At 58.1% G+C, this 20,004-nt stretch carries 8 protein-coding genes and 1 pseudogene; 2 read left to right on the top strand and 7 right to left on the bottom strand.

What is annotated here, in order from left to right; all coding sequences use genetic code 11:
- Positions 1–79: 79 nt before the first annotated feature.
- Positions 80–472, bottom strand: coding sequence for a transcriptional regulator (locus RGM2987_RS26295; protein ID WP_245145777.1), 393 nt, complete (start codon positions 470–472; stop codon positions 80–82).
- A 275-nt stretch (positions 473–747) separates the two neighbouring features.
- Between RGM2987_RS26295 and RGM2987_RS26290 the strand changes: the two genes are divergently transcribed.
- Complete coding sequence (locus RGM2987_RS26290) at positions 748–1,479, top strand: thioredoxin family protein (protein WP_245145776.1); 732 nt, start codon at positions 748–750, stop codon at positions 1,477–1,479.
- 94 nt (positions 1,480–1,573) lie between these two features.
- On the opposite strand, the gene RGM2987_RS26285 is transcribed toward RGM2987_RS26290, so the two are convergent.
- The 3 genes and pseudogenes from RGM2987_RS26285 to RGM2987_RS26275 form a co-directional block, all read right to left on the bottom strand.
- A complete protein-coding gene (locus RGM2987_RS26285; RefSeq protein WP_245145775.1) occupies positions 1,574–1,867 on the bottom strand; it encodes a HigA family addiction module antitoxin in 294 nt (97 codons plus the stop codon).
- An 83-nt stretch (positions 1,868–1,950) separates the two neighbouring features.
- Positions 1,951–2,064: pseudogene (locus RGM2987_RS26280) on the bottom strand (3-oxoacyl-ACP synthase); the annotation flags it as partial.
- Between the two features lie 99 nt (positions 2,065–2,163).
- Entirely contained in the window at positions 2,164–2,784 is a 621-nt protein-coding gene (locus RGM2987_RS26275) for a DUF1493 family protein (protein ID WP_245145774.1), read from the bottom strand.
- Positions 2,785–3,395: 611 nt separating this feature from the next.
- On the opposite strand from RGM2987_RS26275, the gene RGM2987_RS26270 reads away from it, so the two are divergent.
- Positions 3,396–3,668: a hypothetical protein gene (locus tag RGM2987_RS26270; RefSeq protein ID WP_245145773.1), complete on the top strand. Its 273-nt coding sequence runs from the start codon at positions 3,396–3,398 to the stop codon at positions 3,666–3,668.
- A gap of 458 nt (positions 3,669–4,126) precedes the next feature.
- Here the strand turns inward: RGM2987_RS26270 and RGM2987_RS26265 are convergent, their stop codons facing one another.
- The 3 genes from RGM2987_RS26265 to RGM2987_RS26255 form a co-directional block, all read right to left on the bottom strand.
- On the bottom strand, positions 4,127–4,822 hold the full coding sequence (locus RGM2987_RS26265) for a transposase (protein ID WP_245145772.1): 696 nt from the start codon (positions 4,820–4,822) through the stop codon (positions 4,127–4,129).
- Between the two features lie 140 nt (positions 4,823–4,962).
- Positions 4,963–5,376, bottom strand: coding sequence for a hypothetical protein (locus RGM2987_RS26260; protein WP_245145771.1), 414 nt, complete (start codon positions 5,374–5,376; stop codon positions 4,963–4,965).
- A 15-nt stretch (positions 5,377–5,391) separates the two neighbouring features.
- Positions 5,392–19,995 carry a hemagglutinin repeat-containing protein gene (locus tag RGM2987_RS26255; protein ID WP_245145770.1) on the bottom strand — a complete coding sequence of 4,868 codons (14,604 nt, stop codon included), beginning with the start codon at positions 19,993–19,995 and terminating at the stop codon, positions 5,392–5,394.
- Positions 19,996–20,004: the final 9 nt, after the last annotated feature.

Below are 20,004 nucleotides of genomic sequence, written 5' to 3'. Positions count from 1 at the left end.
GGTGTATCAGTTAACAATGATGCTGACTGACACACCGCCTTCGCGAGCAAGCCCGCTCCCACAAAGTCGAGCTGAATCCCTAAGCTATCTGCGCCTTCGAAGCCAGATCATCAAACGTAAACTCATCCAGCGCATCTTCCTGCTCATCCAGCACCTGGCGCGGATGATCATTACCCGGAATGCTACTGTCGATCAGGCTCAACAACCGCGAACCACGGGGCGTCAGCACAAAATTCTCGCCATTGCCGCCCTCTTCCTCCGGACGAGGCTCGATATAGCCGCGCTCAAGCAGTAACTTTTCGTACTCCCCGGCGACCGCTTTCAGATGATCGAGGTTCTCGATGTCCTCACCCGCGGCCGCTTTCTCTGCGGCGTACTGCTCTGCATAAGGCCGAGGCGTAAAACTGTGGCCGGCGCCGTTCTGCACTTCGTGCAACAACTTTTCGATCAAGTCCCAGTTATAAGTCGTCATCCTGATCCATCCTCCAAAGAGTGAGATGCCTACCTAAGCTGTGACCCAAGCGCTGCGCCGCCGTTCAGCCGAGGTTCCCGACGCAATCCTGCCCACTCAAGTGAACCTATTGTGGCGAGGGGATTTATCCCCTCGCCACAGGTCCACCTATATTCCCAAGTGAACGGCATTCGCTCAGCAACGGATCGCTTCACAAACCGACCAACGGCCTGTCGAATTCCCCCCAGGCCAAACGACCAATTCCTGAAGCCCCTCTGCCAACAGGAGAAACCACCATGAACGTAGAGCACCATCGCGTCGTTTCGCGAGAAGAATGGCTCGCCGCCCGCCGCGAACACCTGGCCCATGAAAAAGCCTTCACCCGCGAACGCGACAAACTCAGCGCCGAACGCCGCACCCTACCCTGGGTCAAAATCGACAAACCCTACCGCTTCCAGGGTCCCCACGGCGAACTGAGCCTGGCCGACCTGTTCGGCGGCCGTAGCCAACTGATCGTCTACCACTTCATGTTCGGCCCCGGCTGGGAAGAAGGCTGCCAAGGCTGCTCCTTCCTGTCCGACCACATCGACGGCGCCAATCAACACCTGGCCCACCACGACGTCGCCGTGGTCGCGGTATCACGCGCGCCCTTCGCCGAATTCCAACCCTTCAAACGCCGCATGGGCTGGACCTTCGACTGGGTCTCGTCGCAAGGCTGCGACTTCAACCACGACTTCGGCGTCAGCTTCGACGCCGAAGACCTCGCCAGCGGCAAAGCCACCTACAACTACGAAAAAACCGACACCACCGCCACCGAACTCCCCGGCCTGAGCGTCTTCTATCGCAACGAAGCCGGCGACATCTTCCACACCTACTCCACCTACGCCCGCGGCCTGGACATGCTGGTCGGCACCTACCACTACCTCGACCTGACGCCCAAGGGCCGCAATGAGGACGAGATCATGGATTGGGTACGGCATCACGATAAATACGAAGACGCCAAGCCCCACAGCTGCTGCCATAGCTGACGCCCAGGCCACCAGTCGAGCACCGCCCCGTGGCGAGGGAGCTTGCTCCCGCTCGACTGCGAAGCAGGCGCCTACATTGCCAGACTCAACGCAATCACGAAGCCGACCGCATACAATCCCCTACCTGCTGCAAATCAACATGCTGGCGAGCAAGCCAAAGATCGTAAGCACCTTGCATAGCCAACCAACTTTCCGGCGAGCGGCCAAGCGCGACCGACAGCCGCAACGCCATTTCAGGCGAAACGCGGCGTTTCCCCTTCAAGACCAGACACAGAGTCGAGGGCGACACGCCAAGATTTTGCGCCAGCTCACGACCACTTATAGCGTTCGGCTCCATATAGAACTCGGTTATGAATGCACCGGGGTGGGGTGGGTTGTGCATATTCATTTGTAGTAATCCTCACATTCCAAGCCATAAGCGTTTCCTTCACGAAACTCGAACGTCAGCTGCCGGTTGCCGTTCACCATGATCAACTCGGCGCGGCGAAAGAAGTCCTCGCCCAATTCAGGAATGTCACTGGTATCGACATCCTCATCATCCATCCTGGCCAGATACTCCCAATTAGTTTTCGATGTTACGAACACAATGTTGTGCTCCCCTCAACCTGAAGCCAAACACCGTCCCGTGGCGAGGGAGCTTGCTCCCGCTCGACTGCGAAGCAGGCGCATGCAGAATGAACCCAATCAAAGCCCCTCCAGCGTCCAAGTTTCCCAGCGCCGAGCCTTGATCGCCTGATACAGCATCGCAATAGTCAGCGGCTCACCGACGCCCCCCTTGCTACCCAGAAGCCCGTCGAATATCGACAGCGGAAAATAACGGCAAGACCGGTACTCAGAAAAATCGATCCCGAAATCCTGTCGTAGCGCCTTAATCAGATAGCGAGCCTCCCCCCTGCTACATCCGAGGTCGAGATTAATCGCCATGTCCAAACTGATAACCCGGTGCTTGGGAAGGCCAATCTCTTCGTGCAGCAGATTTAACAACTCCTGCATATCCGAATCGCAGGGAAAGCCATCGGCCAGATTCGTCGTTCCCATACGTCGCAGCGGATGAAGGGGCAATCCGGACCGCAGGCGACGGTACTTGTTCTGGGTAACGAACAGCCCCACCCCCATCAGGAACGTACCGATTGAAATGATTGGGGTGCTGAAAAACAACATCATGTAAGGCAACCATAGAATCAGAACCAACCCGCCCATTAGGAGCACCAGCCCTGACCACTTTCTAAAAAATCTGTCCTTGATCTGGTAATACAGGAAGAGGTAGAGGCTTAGAAAAAATAGCAACTGAACCCAATAAATCATCAGCGGTCTATTCCGGAAGGTAAATGACCATGGAGGACGTAGACCGCTGAGGACCCGGCGCCTCTGATTTGAGCATTGAGGTCAACAATAAATAGGTAATGGGTTCTTTCGAGGTCCACTTTCTTCTGCCGAGTAGATTGAGTCGGGCAAAGAGTCTGCCTCAGAAACAAGCCATCTGGATGTAGACGCGAAGAGCAGAAAAAGCACTTTGGGAATGGGCTGACGAGGCAGAGTGTTTTTTCCCACAACTTGATGTGTGTGTTTAATGTCCGCCCATTTAGTGGCCCGACGGCTTGCAAACCCTGCCAAAAAATCCTACGTGAAGCTCGGAAAGCGGCGGCTTGTTGCGCTGGAACGGGGGAGCCTATAGTCCGTTGTCGCCTAATGGCGGTTCAGGTTTGGCGACCTGTCAACGAGGTGCGAAAGCGATCTGCTTGTTTGCAGGCGTCCCCGCATCCGCGATACTGCCTCGCTTTATGGCAGTTGTACGCGGGAGATCTCCGGGTCTGCCGGTACCTCGTTCCGGTTCGCCAACCTGCGTACAGCTGCCACCCTTTCGTTTGGCGACGGATGGTTGGTAGCTCTCACTAAATCAAACGAGGCTACAACCTATGAATCGATACATGCCCATCACCGGCATCGACATCACCCCTGCCACCCTGCTCATCGACACCGAAGCCCCACTCGACGTCCTCTTCGAAACAGCCGACTACCGCATCCGCACAGTGACCCAACTGCTTGAAAATCTAGCGTTCCGCTCGGATATTAGCTCCGACACGTTGGTGCTTACCGATTTCTGCAAAATGCTCACGATATCGCTGCGCGATGGGTGTGATGTGATGGACGTGATTGGGAGACGCTTGCGGGCGCAAGCGGCGGAGTAATGAAAACGGGCGACTTGAGGGTCGCCCGTTTCACGCTTCAACAAGCAAAGTTGCCATCATAGGATGCGATTTAACCTGTATAACGTAGACACGGAGAGCACATGACCAAGGCCAGCCTTGGTTTCATTTTTTACGCCATATCAGTGAGTTAGCTGTTAAGTAAGTGCCATTCGGAACAGATTTATTTATGCCCACACCTTTAAAATATTGGCACCACCCTAACCATCATTCAACCCACAAAGAACAGCAAATTCTGATATCGGCATTTCCATGCAACTCCCCTCCCCCGACTCGAGAACATCTTGAACAACCACAATTCCTTTTAAAAAATCAAATTCAACATCAAAGCAGTTAAACTCACACTGCCTAGCTAAAACCTTTTCAGATTCAGCGCTTTGCTGAAGAGCCTCCCGCAACACCGCACGAACGAAAAAAGGGGACAGATTTATTTTTCTACCTCATACCTCAGTCCTTGGCCGCCCCTGTCCTCGCCGCTCTACCCGCACGCCAACAATTCGCTCCACCTCATCTACGAAACGGCTTGTCCCCGTCAATTGACCTCGCTGCAAAGCATCGCGGATTAACCGAAGCTGATCACACGGAATGGCTTGGCGCACATATTCCTCATACCGAAGCCGCCGCTCCAGCGGGGTATCACCCAAGGCCAAGAAGCATGGATCAGCATCTAACCAGCACCTACCAGGCTCATCACCTACCCGGCTTCGATAGCTCGACCATGCATAGTCTGCGACATCGGCGACCATGCGAGCGCGTACAGGATTCAATTCAATGTAACGACTACAGGCGAGCAAATATGAATCCGACTGCACCACGCTGGATTTATAACGGCTTTCCCACAAAGTGCCTGAACGCCCTTCCAATCGATTTCGATAGCGCGTTGCACGAGCGGCCAACGCTTTCATTAACTGCCCCAGCCCAACGGTCGATTCACCCGGAGCCAGCAATAGATGGACATGATTCGTCATCAGGCAATAGGCATAGACCTTTACACCGAAAGCATCCTTTAGCTCGCGCAGATCAGATAGATAGCGCTGATAATCCTCTGCCGCTGCGAACACTACCTGCCGATTATGGCCGCGTTGTACTACGTGGTGGGGGTAGTTTGGTAAAACAATACGTCCCATTCTGGGCATATTTTGGTTCCTCCATCCTTGGAAGCCTTCAGCGTAGCAGAGGATTGAAAAATAAATCTGTCCCCTTTTTTTGTCCCCTTTTTTTGAGTTTCTCTCCCCCCAGCTCTTTATACTGGGTTTCTGGGGATTTCGTACAGAGCTTAGGGCAACTTAACTATAACGACCTCTTCAGAACCTTTGGGCAATTCTAAAAGGTATTTCCAATGCTCCAGAACCTTGCGCCATTCATGTAAGGTAAACCTGCTTTCTGGCTGACCGGTCCATTCTTCATTGACCAAAATATCGACCTGCACACCAGAGGCGTCGATATTCAATAGGACATCATTCCCGCCCTCAACGATTGAAGTTAGTCCACCCTCTTCGACAGCTGCGATAGACTTCAGCATTCGATCACAGCTCGTCGGAGTTTGAGCGATTGCACTTAATACGCTGCAAACATAGAGACTGTAACGATCCGCGTCCTGCTGACCGGGTGAAACTTCAGCTTCGGCGTGAAAAATTTGTCCCGCAGGAGGGTATACCCCCCCCGATACGTGATAAAACTTTAGCTCCATATAACACCATCAAAATTAAGGATTATAGACAGGATACACCGTTGTTCTTGGAGAAATATATCCGGTGACCGTGACGCCTGAAGGAGTCTCTGAACGCCACATTGTACCGTTAACTGTTTTTTTAGGGCTATTCCACGCAGCATCTACTTCGTAAATTAGTCTTTCTTTATCCCAAGCAGCAGGAAACATAGAATTCCTTGCATTATTAGCAGGCTTGACAATCCACTGTCCAGGATTTCTTGGGTCTGGTACCTCCACGGTAGCTTGGTAAACGCCGAAAGGGTCAGGCGCTGTCTGAGTCCCAGGCACGATTCTCACATCCCCATTCAATAGGGTATGTGCGCCAGTGGGTTTATTATTACTTGTATAGTCCGCACCAATAATATGGTCATAATCCACCGGACTGCTATACATATTCCCCGGTGACAAGTCCGGGTCCACCGCAGGTGAAGTGGTGCTCCAGCCGCCATTATCCTCGATCGTACTCCCCCCGGTACTATTTGGCCCTGAAGGCAGTACGATAGATCCACCCGCACTAACAGGATGGAGCGAGTCGTTATTTTCTGCCAGGAATTCCAGTACGCCATATTTGGGATCAAGCAGATGGACCGGGAAGGTGGTTTTAAAAATGAACAGCCACAACTCTGCCGACAAACTCAACTGTTGTTGCCCGGTGTAGCCCGCATCCCCAAAAGACAGTACCACCGCGTTTGCCGCGTCCTGCATGTTTTCCTGATTCTGCGGCGAGCTCGCTGTAGTTAACAGCATAGCCCCTAACGCACCAATCGCCCCACCAGCCGCGAGCGCTGGCAAAAAGCTATTGCTCCCTAAATGACGTTGTTGCGAATCTTGGAGTAAATCTAATAACCTTAAAGCCTGATCAGGATTATCGCCCGCAATGGCTGTAACTCTTAGGACTAAAGCTGTTATTTCAGGGGATTGAGCACCATTGGTAATTTTTTTCAGCGCGCTATCGACAGCAGCCATTCTGCGTTCGGCATCTCGACTTCCAAGCTGCCTTTGGAAAGCACGACGCAACATTATCTCGTCCGCAACCTGAAAGTCCTGCCACTTAACAGCCGCCGCAGAACCAAACAGGAAGTCGGTTAAAACATTCAATGTCTCAAGGCTATTCTCACCATAGTTTTCAACGTTCTTCTGCCATCTATCGAGGGTTTTCCGAGGGCTAACCACAGCCTCAATAGAGGTATTGGTTACATACAACTCCGTCCGATGCTCCTCATCCCGAGTCACCTCGTACGCCTTGCCCACATCCCGGTTTAGCCCCGCCGCCGAGTCCTCTCCCGTGACCTTGTCGTCACGCACAACAATCTCACCCGCCCCCACTGTCGCACGGAGGATCTGCTCCCGGTCCTTGTTGTAGTTGTAACCCTCAAGCGCCCAGCTATTTTTGTCTTTCCCCTCCATACCCTTGTTGGGTTTGTCAGCTTGCGCCCCACCACCGTTGCTGTAGCTACCGCTGACGTTGAGGTAATAACCATGCTCATTGTCTTTACCGGTGATATCGCGGAAATCCAAGGTATCGGTATCGAGCTTCAGGTTGCCGTTGTCCGCAGCTAATACCGCCCCGTCCAGCTGGGTATGGTTTTCGGTGCGTATATCGACTTTTTTCTCGCCGCTGATAACGGTCTGGTTTTCAACCCAATTGGTTTTGCCATTGGTCTGACCGTAGCCAACCGAACCGCTGACGGTCATGCCATAACTCACGGCTACCGTGAGACTCGCATCGAACTCTTTGCCTTCGGCTTTGCCTGTATTCGGCACCGAGGTTACTGTGAGGTTGCGGCCCACATCACCGATCACCTCATCCCCGCGTAACGTGGCACCGGCAACGGTGGTGTCGCGACCGCTCTCAAAGCCCAGCCGGTTGCCCGCGTAGAGATAGGCCTCTTGCTGCTGGACCCCTTCTCGCTCCAGATTTCCAAGACCGACATTAGCGCTGCCATAGACACCGAAGCCGTCTTGACCTGCAATAAGACCGCCCTCAGCCCCCCAACTGCGCCGGCTACTCTCACTGCTGGAGGCGTTTTGCGCCGACAGGATTTTCAGGTCATCGCCGGCTTTGAGTTTGATATCCCGCTCAGCTGTCACTTCGGTGCCAATCAGGGTCAGATCTTTTTTGGCATCCAGGTTGACGTCACGGCCTGCGTTGAGTTGCGTTGCCGTAGAGGTCCCCTGTGTAGACTCGTCCTTCCCGCCGGCATTGCTCATACCTACGCCCAGCTTGAAGCCGCCAGTGGTGCCTCCTTTCACGCCCCCTTTGCTTTGGGTTTGATTGCTATCAGTGCTTTGCGCCCCATGAGCCACATCGAGCGTAATGTTGCGACCGCTTACATTGATGTCACGCACCGCGTCAAAGCGACTGCCGCTGACGTTCACATCGTTCCCGGCCTCAAGGCTGACATCGTTGCCTGCCGAAAGGCTGGAAGGGCGATTAGTCAGCGAAGTTTGAGTCTGGCTCTGGCTGGTACTTGAACCGCCAATGTGCCCGTCGAACTTGGGACCGCTGAAGAATTGGTCAAGGGCATCGACGGTTTTCAACACACTGGAAACTTTGCTGACACCGTCTTCGCCTTTACCCGTCCCGCCCAAGGCATCTATCGTGTTGCCAAGGTTATAGGCGACAGTAGTCGTGGTGCCGTTACGCTTTACACTTTCGGTAGTAGTGACTCGATCCCGCTCGTTGACCGCGAGGATGTTGATGTCACGTACCGCTTTCAAACTGATGTCGTTGTCAGCCTGCAGGTCGGAGCCAAGTTGATTGATGTCACGACCGGCATCGATCCGTACATCGTGTCCTGCGTCAATAAGGCTGCCTGCTGCGGTATTACCGTCGGCATCACGCCCTTTCTTAATCGTTTCATTGCCGACGAACGTGGTGTAGCCATTGTTGTCGACATCCTGCTTGATGCCGTAACTTTTATTGGTTTTCCAATCATTGCTTCTGTGCTGATTGGTGCCGGCGAGTATGTTTACGTCGCGCCCGGCATCAAGCGTCGCATTTCGGTCAGCGCTTACGCCGCTGCCAACGATATTGATGTCTCGGGCAGCGTCCAGCACAGCATCGTTCCCTGCGCTGATCTGGCTACCGACACTGGTGCTGCTGACTACTTCACGACCTTTTTTCTGCGAGGCACTCAGGGTGATGTCCGCCCCAGCCCCAGGCGTACCGGCAAAAAGCCCAACCGTGTCCTTGAGAGACAGACCAACCTTTTTCTTGTATTCCTCAGTCCGGCTATAGGCTTGGTCATCTGCTGCGGTGAGATCAATGTCACCGGTCTTGTCGATCAGGCCGGCGTGTAGCTCAGCATTGTTTTTCGCTGTGACTTCACTTGCCTGCATACCGATGTCATGACCAGCAATAAGCACCACATCGTTCGCCGCACTCAGCTCACTGCCCACCTGAGTCACGTTGGTCTGCAACTGGCTTTTGCCGCTTTTGGACAGGCCGAACAAACCGGTTTTGGTTTTTTTGCTATACGCCCCGCTTTCTTCGCTGGCGGATAGCACCGTCACGTCATTGGTAGCGCCTACGATCAGATCATTTCCAGCCTTTAACTCACTGCCCATGATAGTGACATTGCGTCCGCCGTTCAGACTGACGTCGCCGTCTCCATCCATGGCTGTATTAACGGTCAGGTCCCCTCCCGCCTCGATGACAGACGCCACATTGGTACTGCTGTAGCTTTGTTTCTCCGTCGTCTTACTACGACCGAACGAACCTTTCTTTTTCTTGTAGTAATAGGAAGAAGCTTCGTCTTGGGCTGAGGCGATTACGACGTCTCGTTCCGCATCCAGGCTGACGTCATCCTTGGCTTTGATCCGGCTGGCGATGACGCCCAGATCGTTACCTGCGGAGAGCGCAATGTCGCGACCGGCGTCAAGCACGGACGCTTGTTGGGTGACATTGTGTGCCTCCTGCGCGCTTCTCTTGCCACGTGAGACGAAGTCGCTTGTATTGGCCGCCGAACTGATCGTGAGATCGTTGTCGGCACTGATGTCGAGATCCCGCTTGGCATCCAGGCGACTGGCAATCGCTGTCACATCACGACCAGCATCAATGTAGAGATCTCGACCGGACGTCACTTCCGCACCTTGTTGCTTAACGGTTTGATCAAGAAAACTGCTGCCTCGCGCATACGTAGTGCGGTCCTGGACCGATGTGATGTTCACGTCGCGCCCAGCCGTTAGCTCCAGATCACGTCCGCTTTGCAGAACTCCACCGATGTTGTTAACGTCCCGAGCGGCGTCTATTTTCAGATCATTGGCTGCTTCGATCCTCGCTGCACTGTCGAGATAATCGCGATGATTCAAGTTAGCGCCGAATCTGACATCGATACCCGTCACATCGCGCTGATTAATCACATCACCACGGGTTGTGGTCAGGCTCACATCCCGCCCTGCAATAATCCCCCCAGCCTTGTTAACAATGTTATTCCCCGCCAACAGATCCAAGCGCTCCCCCGCTTCGATCAGTCCGCTGTTAACGATGTCATTACCGGCGGACGCATCAAGGTTATTGCTTGCCCGCAAAGTGCCGGAGTTCTTGAGATCCTGACCAGCAATCAGCTTGACATCCGCCCCCTGAATCAACGCCCCGTTCGGCGCCAGACGATTGTTCACCTGGGCCATATACAGCACCGGCACCAGCACCTTTTCGCCATTCACCTCATGCTCTTCCAGCCAGACGATGTCATGGGTCAGCGCGGCGACTTGTTCCGAGGTCAGCGTCACGCCCACCGACAAACCGAGTTCCTGTTTGCTGGCGATGGCGTTGTCCATCAGGTACTTGAACATCCCTTCGTCGCTGGTCTGGCCGTCGATGAAGCGTTGGCCGGTGCGGGCGACGACCGCTTGCTGGATCAAGCGCTGTTCGTAGAGGCCGTCGCCCAGGCGCTTGGCGCTCTGGTCGGGGTCGTACTTGAGTTCGCCCAGCAAGTAGTCCGAGCTCATGAACGACTTGAGTTCAGTGAGCGCGGGGTTGGTTTCGATCAGGTATTTCTGTGGATTGGTCTTGAAGGAGGTATCCGGCACACCTTGAACCCGCGCCACTGTCTGGCTGGACGCCGGGGTGGCAACCGCATTACCCACCGTCGGGACGACCTGGGCGGTTGGGGTCAGGCTGATGCCCGTGACATTGACTCTTTCCACTGGGGTCGCAACGACCGTACCGCTGTTGCGGCTCGGCATTGGCAGCGAATGACCATTTTCGACAGGCGCGCTTGCATCAGGCACGCGGGTGCTCACATTGCTGTCAGCGGCTTGGCGAGTGACTTGAGTCAGCTGCCGGTCAGCCGTGACCAATTGCGCAGCCTCACCGACCTGGACGCTGCGAGCCTGGATGTCCGGCAGGTCCTGTTGGCGCTGGGTGGTACTGATGGCGTTGCTGGCCATGCTCCAGCTTTGCGGCACGCTGTTGGCCTGGGTCGCCTGTTGGGCCGAGCCACCCTGGCCGCTCAAGCGAAACAGGCCGTTCTGCCCGGTAGGCAAGCTGAAACCCGGCAGGGTCAACGGGTTGAGCTGTTGCTGCGCGAGGTTGGGTGGGAGCTGTCCATTGATCTGTATGACCGCCGGAGTCACCTGGCCGGTGAGTTGGGTCGAGCCAACTTTGGAGGCTCCGCCATTTAGAGTGACGCCTTCACGGACGACACTGTTGGTGAGGTTTTGAGTTGCATTGATGTGTACCGTTCCGCCAGCTTGTACGACGGCACTGGCAAAGCTTGAGGGGCCGTTGTAGGTGATGGTGTTTTCGAAGAAGGCAGCGTTTTTGACAGAAGCCGGAGCGTCGGTACGCACCCCGTCGTTGTAGTGTGCCGGGTCAAGATTGTCAGGGCCGCCATCAACATGAACGATGCCAAAGGAAGTGTAGGGATTATCCCCACGCCCCCCAGGCTTCGAAAGTATCGTGAACATGGACTCGACATTGACAGCGTTCCAGGCATGCAAGCTGGGACGCTGGTATTGGTTATAGTAAAAAGGATCATTGGCGGCGTTGTAGTTCATCACCGCCTCCCAAAAGGCCATATTCTCATCGGCGTTGTGGGGTAAGTTGAATGAGCGCCGCACACTGTAATCACCTACCGACGCACCGCTGTTGGCGAAGGTCCGCAGGCTAAGGGTCAAGTTGCCGCCGGCGCTAACCGTCGAGGCCTGATTGAGAAAATCGCCCCCATTGGTCAGGAAATTTTTTCCGGCCGTCATACTGGCTGACGCAGAATCCTGAACGATCTGAGACGTATAGTTTTCCACCCAGACCATGTAACCGTCTTCCTTGTAACCAATGTACGGAACGAACTCTGCACAGGCGTAACACTGGATCCCGATGTAACCCGACACCAACCCACCCGTAGCCTCGAACACATCCTTGCGGTTCTCGATACGATCCGCCGCCAGGGTCAAGTCGCCGCCGCTTTCAATCGATGCCGAGATATTGGCAATCGAAGCGCTCCAGGCGTTGCTGTCATCGCGACTGACGCTGATGTTGCCCGTGCCATAGACGTCGGCAAAACGGTTGGTGAAGTCGTTGACGCGTAGCGCCATGTCCGCACCGCTGAAGATCAAGCCATTCTGGTTGAGCAGGCTGGTCGCGCCCAGGCGCAGGTTGCCGCCGCTGCCCAGCGTCCCGTAGTTGTTGATTGAGCCGGCGTTGACGGTCATGGCAGAGGCGGCAGTCATGCGGCCGTAGTTGTTGAGTTGCCCACCGATATTGAGAGTGGCGTCTCCCCCACTGGCGATGCTGCCCGCGCTGCCCAGATTCATCGAGGCTGCCGTCAGGGCAAGGTTGCCCAGGCTGGTGTAGCGTCCGTTGCCACCATAACTCCCCTCTAACTCAAGGCTGATCGAACCATCACTGGCAATCAGCCCATCGTTACTCCAGTTCCCCCCGCTCCCCACCAAACTGCTGGAAGCCAGCAACTGCCCGGTCCCGGTCTGAGTCAGGTTGTTCACATTGACGGTCAGTCGCCCGGCCTGGATGACGCTGCTGTTGGTCCAGCTGTCAGCCGTCAGCGTCAAGCCACCGCGGGTGACGAGGCTGCCGCCGGCGTTGGTCAGGTTGGCGGTGGAGATGTCAAAGTCGCCACTGCCGACATGCAACAGCCTGCCGCCAAGGTTCTGGAAGTTGGCGGCGTTGAGGATCAGGCCGTTGTTGGCGGTTTCCAGTGTGCCGTTGCGGTTGTCGAACAGCCCGCCAATCTGGAAGTTGGTGGTGCCGCTGCTGCCCAATGCACGTAACTGCCCGGTCTGGTTATCCAGGCTTGCCGCCTTGATCGCCAGGGTGCTGTCACTCTCGATAATCCCCAGGCGGTTGTTCAAGGCGCCGGAGAGGTTCAGGTCGATCTGGCTGCCGGCAATCTGGCCGTCGTTGTCGCCGCTATTGTCGAAGTCGTTGGCCGTGACGTTGACCTTGCCTTTGGCGTAGAGGCCGCCGTTGCGGTTGTCGAAGTTGCGGGTGACGACGGTCGCGTCGCCGGTCTGTGCGGAGATGCGCCCGCCGTAGTTATCCAGCCCACCCAGTGCGATCAGGTTCAGGCGCTGGGCCTGGGTGATGCCGCCCTGGCGGTTGTTGTTCAGGTCGTAGCCGTTTTTCAGCACGCCGCTCAGTTGGGTGGTGAGTAGGCCTTGCAGGCTGGCGAGCACGCCGCCTCGGTTATCGAAATGGCGACCCGTTACGGTTACATCGCCGGCCTTGGCTTGGATTCGACCGCTCTGGTTATCGATGTCCGCATCGATGGTGAGTTTCAACCCTCCTTGGCTTTGCACCACACCCTTGCCGTTGGTAAGGCTGGCGGCGTCGATTTCCACGCCGCCGTTCTGGCTGTAGATCAAGCCATCGGCGTCGTTCTGTACCGCGCCGGAGGTGTTGAGGATCAGTTGATCATTGGCCGCAACGGTGCCGCGATTGCGGTTGTCCAGTCCAGCAGTGAGCAAGGTCAACAGGCCCTGGCTGGCGATCTGGCCGCCCTGGTTGTTGATTTGCGTGGCGCGCTCGACCCGCAGTGGGCCGACGCTGGCGATCTTGCCATTGGTGTTGGTCAGTGCACCGAGCAGGTCGAGGGTGACGGCGGCGTTGCCGATCAGGTTGCCGCCGCTGTTGTCCAGGCTGGTGCCGGTGAAGTTCAGGGCGTTTTGTGCGTTGATGGTGCCGCTGGCGTTGCCCAGGGTCATGGCGTTCATGACCAAGGTGGCGCCGCTGTCGATCAGGCCGCCTTGGGCGTTGTTCAGCGAGCCGCCGGTGACGGTCAGGGTCTGGTCGCTGCCGCTGGACAGGATGCCGCCACGGTTGTCCAGGCTGGCTGCGTTGACGGTTAGTGTTTTCTGAGTAACCAACGCACCGGCGCCGCTGTTGAGCAGCGCACCGCTGAGGGTGACGCCGAGGTTTCCGTTACGGCTGGAGAGTGTGCCGTTATTGCGGTTGTCGAGGCTGGTGCTGTTGATGTCCAGCCCCTGCCAGCCGGAGATCAGGCCGTTCTGGTTGATCAGGGTGGTACCGGTCACGCCGAGGCTCTGGCTGCTGATCAGCTTGCCGCCGCTGTTATCGATTGTCTGGCCGTTGAGGTTGAAGCTTTGGCTGCTGGAGATTTCGCCGCCCTGGTTATCCAGGTTGCGCAGGCCGTTGACGGCCAGTTGGCCTTTGGCGGTGATCAGGCCGTTGCGATTGTTCAGGTCATGACCGCCGAGGTTCAGCGTCAGGGCTTGCTCGCCCAGCAGACGCCCGCCGTTTTGGCTGAGCGCTGCCAGGGACAGGGTCAGGTCGCCCTTGGCCGACACTTCACCGCCGTCGCTGGAGTCCAGCGAGTCGGCTGTGAGAGTCAGGCTGGATTGGGCATTGATCAGGCCGTTGGCGTTGTTGTTCAGCGCCATGGCGTTGAGGACCAGCGCGCCGCCCGCCAGCACGCTGCCGCCCTGGTTGTGCAGATTGCCGCTGTTGAGTGTCAGCCGTTGCGCGGCGCTGATCAGGCCTTGGGCCTGGTTATCCAGTTGTTGGTCAACCATCAGGTCGAGGTTGCCACGGCTGGTAAGGGTGCCGCCGTTGTTGTTCAGGCTTTGCGTATGGGCATCGATGCTGGCCGCGCCGATCAGGCCTTTGACGTTATTCAGCGCCTGGGCGATGCGCAGGGTCAGGCCCTGGTTGCTGAGCAGCCGGCCGCCATCGTTGTTGAGGTTCTGCGCCGCCAGGGTGAAGGCTTGGGCGCTGGAAATTTCACCGCCCTGGTTGTTCACGCCGAGGAGGTTTTTCAGCAGCAGCGTGCCGGGAGCGTTGATCAGGCCGTTCTGGTTGTTGAGCTGGCCGTTGTTCAGGTCCAGGCTCAGCGAGGTGTTGCTGAACAGCTTGCCGCCTTGCTGGTCCAGACCGGAAACCGAGGCGGTCAACACGCCTTGACTGCCGATGCGGCCGCCGTCCTGGTTGGTGACCTGACCGGCCTTGAGGTTCAATGTGGCGCCGCTGCTGAGAAGGCCTTTCTGGCTGTTGTTGAAAGCCCCGGTGGTGACGGTCACCGCGCCTTTGCCGCTGATGTTGCCCTGCTGACGGTTGTCCAGCGCCGTGCTGGTGAGCAGCAACGCGCCGTCGGTCACCAGTTCGCCGCCCTGGTTGTCGAGGCGGCCCAGGCTTTTAACCGTGAGGTTGGCCGCACTGGACAGGCTGCCGCCGGTGTTGCTCAGGTTGGCGGCGCTGACATCCAACGTGCCTTCGCTGCTGATTTGACCTTGGCTGTTGATCAGGTCGCCACTCAGATCGATGCGCTGGTTCTGCTGGCTGACCAGATAGCCACCGCTGTTGTCCAGCGAGGCGCCCACGAGGTTCAACTGTGTCTTGGCACTGAGCAGGCCCTTGTTGCGGTTGATCAGCTTGTCCACGGTGAGCTTCAACGCTTGTCCGGCGAATACCTGGCCGCTGTCGCTGTTGTCGAGGTTGTTGCTCACCAGGGTGACGCCGGTATTGCCGCTCAGCTCGCCGCCACGGTTGTCGAGATCGTCGACGTTGAGATCCAGCGCTTTTGTTGCGCCGATCAAACCGGCTTGGCGGTTGTCGAGGCTGGATGCCTTCAAGGTCAGGTCCGTGGTGCTGACCAGCGTGCCTTGACGGTTGTCCAGCGCAGTGACCGTGACGTCGAGCCCGGCTTTGCCGGCGATGCTGGCGGCGCGGTTGTCCAGGCGATCAGCGTTCACTGTCAGCGCGCCGTCGGCGATCAGCGAACCGCGCTGGTTGTCGAGCGACGTATCGACAGTCAAATCGAGCTGATCGCGACTGCTGATCAGGCCGTCGCTGTTGTCCAGGCTGGCGCTGTGGCTGTCCACGGACGAGGCCGAAATAATCCCTTTGGCGTTGTTCAACGCCTGCACTGTTCGAAGCGTCAGGCCTTGGTTGCTGAGCAGTTTGCCGCCGCTGTTATCGAGGTTGCGCGCCGCCAGGGTGAAGGCTTGCTGGCTGGAAATTTCACCGCCCTGGTTGTTGACGTCCTTGAGGTTGCTCAGCAGCAACAGGCCCGGAGCGTTGATCAGGCCGCCCTGGTTGTTCAGCTGGCCTTGGTTCATGTCCAGGCTGACGCTGGTGGTGCTGAACAGCTCGCCTTGCTGTTGGTCCAGCCCAGTGACCGATGCAGTCAGGGCCTGACTGCTGGCGATACGGCCGGCGGCGTTATTTACTTGGGTGGCCGTGAGCTTGAGGGTGCTGCCCGATGTCAGACGCCCGCCCTGGCTGTTGTTGAAAGCGCCGGTGTTGACCTGGGTGGCGGCGCTGCCCGAGACCAGGCCTTTCTGGCTATTGTCCAGGCTGGCGCTCTTGAGACTCAGGCCGGCATCGGTGCTGATGGAGCCGCCCTGGTTGACCAACCCGCCCAGGCTGACAATCGACAACGCGCCAGCGCTGCCCAGGCTGCCGGCGGTGTTATCGAGGCTGCCGGCGTTGACGGTCAGTTCACCTTCGCTGCTGATCAGGCCTTTGTTATTCAGTAGTGCGTTGTCAAGTGTGACCACCAGAGCATTAAGGCTGCTAAGCGAGCCAGCGCTGTTGTCCAAGGTGCTGCCGGTGAGCGTGAGGCTGCCTTGGGCGTGGATCAGCCCCTGGGTCTGGTTGATCAGTTGCACGACTTTCAATTCAAGAGCGTTGCCGGCAATCAGTTTACCGCCGTCGCTGTTGTCCAGGCGCTGACCGCCGACCTTGACGCCCAGCCCTGCGGACAATTCACCCGCCCGGTTATCGACCTGCCCAACCTGCAAATCCAGCGCTTTTGTGGTGCCGACCAAACCACCGTTGCGGTTATCCAGAACGCTGCCGGAAAGCTTCAGGTTGCCTTGCGCTACCAGCGCACCGCCCTGCTGTTGCAGGGTATCGATTACTGCAGTGAGATCGGTCTGGCTGGAGATGCGACCGAGGCCGTTCTGCACTTCCCCGGCCTTCAAGGTCAGCGGGCCGACGCTGCTCAGCAGGCCGCCGCTGTTGTCCAGCCGTGTGCTTTGGACGTTGACGCCGGCCTTGCCGGTGATGACGCCGTTGTTGCGGTTGTCCAGTTGTGCGACCGTCAGTTGCAGCGCTTTGTCGGCGCGGACATTGCCGCTGCGGTTGTCGAGCGAATCGCTGCGCACGGTCAGCAGGTCAATGCCGGTGAGGCGACCGCTACGGTTGTCGAGGCTGCCGGTTTGCAGGTCCAGTGCACCTTTGGCAATCACTTCGCCCTGGCTCTGGTTGTCCAGCAGGCCGCTGATGCGAGCGCTCAGGCTACCGTCGCTGATCACCTGGCCGTCGTTGCTGTTGTTCAGGCTGGCCGCCTGGATGTCCACGACCTTGCCCGAACCGAGCACGCCCTCGCGGTTGTCCAGCGCACCACCAAGGGTGATGTTCAAGGCGTTGTCGCCCAGTACCTCACCGTTGCGGTTGTTCAGGGTCATCGCGTTGAGCCGGGTCAGGCCGGCGCTGGAGACTTCGCCCGCCAGGTTGGTCAGCGCGCCGTCGAGGTTCACGCTCAGGTCGGCGTCGCTGCTCAAGGTGCCGCCGCTGTTGTCCAGACTGGCTGCGCGCACGGCAAGGCCGTTTGCCGAGACCAGCCCTTGGGCGTTGTTCAGCGCCTGGGCGATGATCAGGTTGAGGCTCTGCTTGCTGACGATCTTGCCGGTGCGGTTGTCCAGGCTGACGGCGTTCAGGCTGAAGGCCTTGTCGCTGGAGATCTCGCCGTCGCGGTTGTCCACGGCGGCGAGGTTGTTCAGCAGCAGCGCACCGGGGGTACTGATCAGCCCGCCCTGGTTGTTCAACTGCCCGTGGTTGAGGTCGAGGGAAAGACTGGTGTTGCTGACCAATTGGCCGTTCTGTTGCGCCAGCCCGGTGACGCTGGCATTCAGCGCCTTGGCACTGGCAATGCGACCGGAGGCGTTGTTCACCTGACCGGCCTTCAAGAGCAGCGTGTCACCGCTGATGACGCTACCGCCCAGGTTGCTCAGGGTCGCAGCGCTGTCGATGGTCAACGCACCGACGCTGGTCAGCTGGCCCGCATCGTTGGTGATCGCGGCGGCTTTGACGCTGGCGCTGGTGTCGCTTTTGAGGCTGCCTTGGGCATTGAGCAGTTGCCCACGCAAGTCCAGGTTCAGCCCTTGCCGGGCGTAAAGCGAGCCTTGGCGGTTGTCCAGTTGCCCGGCGTTGACAGCCAGGGCGCTCCGGCTGGAGATCACCCCTTGGCTCTGGTTGGTCAGGCGCTCCAGGGTCAGGCGCAGGTCGCCGTAGGCAATCAGTTTGCCGCTGTTGCTGTTGTCCAGCTCGGTGCCGGTCAGCGTCAGGACGCCCTGGCTCGACAGCTCGCCGCCGCGGTTATCCAACTTGCCTACATTGAGGCTGGCGGCCTGGGTTGTGGTGACGACGCCGTTCTGACGGTTGTCCAGGCTCGCCGCATTGAGGGTCAGCAGTCCGGCCGACGACAGCAATCCCGCCTGGTTCAGCAGTTGCGCCGAAATGCTGGCGGTGAGCGCGCCGTCACTGAGCAAACGACCTGCGGTGTTATCCATCGACGCAGCGCTGAGCTGGACGCTCTTGCTTGAAGTGAGCCGGCCGCTGCGGTTGTTCACCTGGCCGCTGGCGTTGATATCCAACCCCTGCCCCGCCGCGACCAGGCCTGCGACGTTGTCCAGCGAGGCAACGCGCAACGTGACGCCGCTCAAGCCGGTGAGTCCGCCACTGTTGTTATTGAACTGACTGACATTGGCCGTCAGGTTGCCATTGCTGCTGAGCGTGCCCTGGGTGTTGAGCAGTGTGTTGGCGGTGACGTTGAGCGTATTGCTGCTAAGCACCCGCCCTTTGCCTTGGTTGTCCAGGGTCGCGGCGTTGACCATGGTGGCCTGCCCGGCGCTCAGGGTTCCGCTCTGGTTACTCAGGGTCTGCGCAACGTTGGCGGTGAGGTTACGACTGGCAACAACGCTCCCGCCGTTGTTACTCAGACTCTGCGCCGTCAGGCTCACATCCCCCGCCGCATTACGGGTGTTATCCGCATTAACCCCGGCCTCGATAATGCCGTTGTTGGTCAGTTGTCCCCCCGCGCTCAGGGTGATGCTGTCCCGCGCCGCAAGGCTCTGCTGGTTGCTCAGGTTGCCCTGGGTCTGGGCGTTCAACGCGGTGCCGGCATAGATCGGGCCTTGGGCATCAAGGCTCGCGGCCTTGACGTTGACCGCGCCGGTGGCCGAGGTCTGCGCCAGGCTCAGGCGGCCGTTGGCATCGAGCTGAATATCCCCGCCACTGGCAATCAATTGGCCGTCCAGCTTCACCCCGACACCGGCCTCGGTGCCCACCAGTTTGATGCTGCCGGCGTACATGCCACCCAGGGCCGAGGAGTCGATTGCCAGTTGCGGCTTGGCGCTGCCGTCGTCGGCGCGGGCGGTGGCGTTAAGGGTGTCGGCGTTGACGTCGTTGCGCCCAGTGACGATGGTCAGGTTTTTGGCCTGGATCTCGGCGTTGATCTTCGCGCTGCGGGTGATGATTTCGAAACTGTCGACGTTGTTGGCGTTAAGCCCCGCGCCTTCGATGGCGACGCTGCCCTGGTCAACCTGGTAGCGGCTCACCTGACCGTTCTCGATGATCGGCTTGCCGGTGGTCAGGGTCGTTTTCGGGGTGTTGATGAAGCCGCAACCGTTGCAGGTAATGCCATAGGGGTTGGCGACGATGACTCGAGCCGATTGCCCCGCCACTTCGGTGTAGCCGCGCAACTGGCTGGGGTTGCCGCCGTTGACTTCGTTGAGGATGGTGGTGGCGGCCGCGCCGTTGAAGTTCGGGTTGCCTACGATGATCCCGCCCAGTTGCGTGGATTGGGTGCGGGCGGTGGCGTTGTTGAGGATCACGCCGTTGCTGCCGACGTTGTAGTCGCTGAACTGGTTGTGGGACAGACCGCTGCCGTTGGGCCGGGCGATGTTGACGATGGGCACGCCATTGCCTGCCTGGCTGAGGCCGGTGCCCGGTGCGCTGACGACAATACCGTCAGCCTGGGCCCACATCGGTTGCCAGAACATGACGTTGGCCAGCAAAAACGCCAGGCCGCGCTTGGGCATGCCCCAGAACCGCTCACGGGTTTGCAGGGCAGCGGAAGGTTGGCGGGCCAGCAAGGCGTATTGGCGTTCGTCCATGGTCAAGGT

The sequence above is a fragment of the Pseudomonas sp. RGM2987 genome, assembly GCF_022952855.1.
Lineage (GTDB): Bacteria > Pseudomonadota > Gammaproteobacteria > Pseudomonadales > Pseudomonadaceae > Aquipseudomonas.
The sequence above is the reverse complement of the archived record's forward strand: the minus strand, read 5'-3'. Positions and strand labels throughout refer to the sequence as shown.